This is a genomic window from Craterilacuibacter sp. (assembly GCF_051659485.1).
Classification (GTDB): Bacteria; Pseudomonadota; Gammaproteobacteria; order Burkholderiales; family Chromobacteriaceae; genus Craterilacuibacter.
On sequence record NZ_JBOFOO010000305.1, the window covers coordinates 1 to 2145 of the forward strand.

A 2145-nucleotide genomic window follows, 5' to 3' on the forward strand; every position below is an offset into this window, starting at 1 on the left:
CGCCGGGTCAGGCGCTCCTCGTTCACCGGCAGCGAAGTCAGGCCAACACCGGCACTGCGTGCCAGTTCCATCAAACCATCAAGATCCTGAAAACGGATAGGACGAATGAACATCATGTCGGGTTTCTCCTTATTCGCCCTGCAAGGCGCTGATGCGCACTTGCTGACCGCTGGTCAGGCATAGCGCACGCGCTACATCCGGATTAAGCCAGGCCACACCATCGGCCACGGCGACCTTGCCAACCACACTACGGAATTCGGCGCACGCCGTATTGGCCAGCAGCGCCTCTTGTGCCGATTCAGGCAAGCTGGCGGCAATCTCTACCGGCAAACAGTCGTGATGGCAAAGCGTAAACAGCCTGTCTATTTCTGCCGTCAGCACCGCCCCGCCATCGAAAATATCCAGATATTGGTCGCCTTCAAAACCTTCGCGCACCAGAATATTGCAAGGCTGCTCAAACGCGGGATGAACCTGGCCGATGGCATGCTGGGCGGCATCGGGCAACAGCGGCACATAGATCGGATACGGCGGCATCAGCTCTGCCACGAAGGTTTTGCTGTGTTCGGCAAAAGCGAGCTCAACCTGCGGAAAGTCCATATTGAAAAAACGCCGCCCGATGGCATCCCAAAATGGCGACTGACCGGCCACGTCATGTGTCCCCAGCATTTCGGCAATAATGCGCCGGCCAAAGCGCTGGCGTTCGCCGGCGATCAACATCAGCCGGGCGCGCGATAGCAACTCGGCGGTATACGATTCGGGCTGCGGCTCGCAAAAGAAACCGCATAGCTGCACCATGCCGGTCAGGTCATGGCACATGTTTAACGCATGAATGCGGTTATTCACTTTTAGCGCCCGCGATGCATGCACCAGCGTTTCGCTGCGATAGCTGTAAAACGGCTCGTCGAAACCGGCCACCGCAACAATGGCAGCGGTGCCCAATATTTCACCGTCTTTCTCCAGTACCAGCATGTAGTAATCATTACCGGCATCGGCTACGGTCTCGTTGTCAAACGAGGACATCGAGCGTTGCAGCTTTTCAAACAGCTTTTCCCGGTTGGCCGGCAAACTGGTGACACCAACACCGCTGGCGATAGCCAGACGCTCGATGGCGGGCAGGTCTGAAATGGTGACTGGGCGTACGATCAACATCGTGGTCTCCCGGTTAAAACCGGTGCGCTAGGCGCACACCGGCCTGCCCGCCTGGCGGCGGGCAAAAATCCTGCAGGTATTGAGATAAGGACGGGCCGGGAACGGCCACGTCCATCAGACTTAGCTTGCCAGTGTGGCCAGTGCCGCTTCGAAGCGCTTGAGGCCTTCATCGATGTCGGCGTCGTCTATGACCAGACTAGGTGCCAGACGCACCACGCTCAGACCGGCGACCAGCAGCATCAGACCCTGCGCTTCGGCGGCCTTCAGCACATCCTTGGCGCGACCGGCGTAAGCCTCGTTCAGCACGCAGCCCAGTAACAGCCCCATGCCGCGCACTTCTTTGAATACCGGGTATTTGGCGTTGATGGCGGCAATGCCGGCGGTAAAGCGGGCATTTTTGGTGCGCACCCCCGCTAGAACCTCGGGCGAGGAAACAATCTCGATGACTTTCTTGGCTACAGCACAGGCCAGCGGGTTGCCGCCATAGGTCGAGCCATGGGTGCCGATGCCGAAACTCTGTGCCACTTTGCTGGTGGTCAGCATGGCGCCAATAGGGAAACCACCGCCCAGCGACTTGGCGGCAGACAGAATATCCGGCGTCACACCGTATTCCATGTAGGCAAACAGCGAGCCGGAACGGCCGGCACCGGTTTGCACTTCATCGAAAATCAGCAATGCGCCGTACTGGTCGCACAATTCGCGCGCGGCAGCCAAAAAGGCGGGATCGGCCGGCAACACGCCGCCCTCGCCCTGCACCGGCTCGATGACCACGGCGCAGGTTTTGTCCGAGATGGCCGCTTTGAGCGAATCAATATTATTGAACTCGAAGTGGCCGATACCGGCAGGCACCGGCGCAAAGCCTTCGGTGTACTTGGGCTGGCCACCCACGCTCACGGTAAACAGCGTGCGGCCGTGGAAAGAATTCTTGCACGACAGGATTTAGTGCTTATCGGTACTAAAGTGGTCGGCTGCATACTTGCGTGCCAGCTTGAAAGC

2 protein-coding genes and 1 pseudogene are annotated in these 2145 nt (G+C 58.7%); all 3 read right to left on the bottom strand.

All coding sequences use genetic code 11. The features are described 5' to 3' along the window. Window positions 1-116 (bottom strand): arginine N-succinyltransferase (locus ACRC1E_RS10655; RefSeq protein WP_438515077.1); only part of this gene is annotated, 116 nt, incomplete at its 3' end. A gap of 13 nt (window positions 117-129) precedes the next feature. Further along, window positions 130-1149, bottom strand: coding sequence for an arginine/ornithine succinyltransferase subunit alpha (aruF, locus tag ACRC1E_RS10660; RefSeq protein ID WP_438515076.1), 1020 nt, complete (start codon window positions 1147-1149; stop codon window positions 130-132). Between the two features lie 120 nt (window positions 1150-1269). After that, window positions 1270-2145, bottom strand: a pseudogene (locus tag ACRC1E_RS10665) (aminotransferase class III-fold pyridoxal phosphate-dependent enzyme); the annotation flags it as partial.

Bases quoted from the DNA above. Each gene is read 5' to 3' on its own strand.
- aruF (WP_438515076.1), bottom strand. From the start codon at position 1,149: ATGTTGATCGTACGCCCAGTCACCATTTCAGACCTGCCCGCCATCGAG.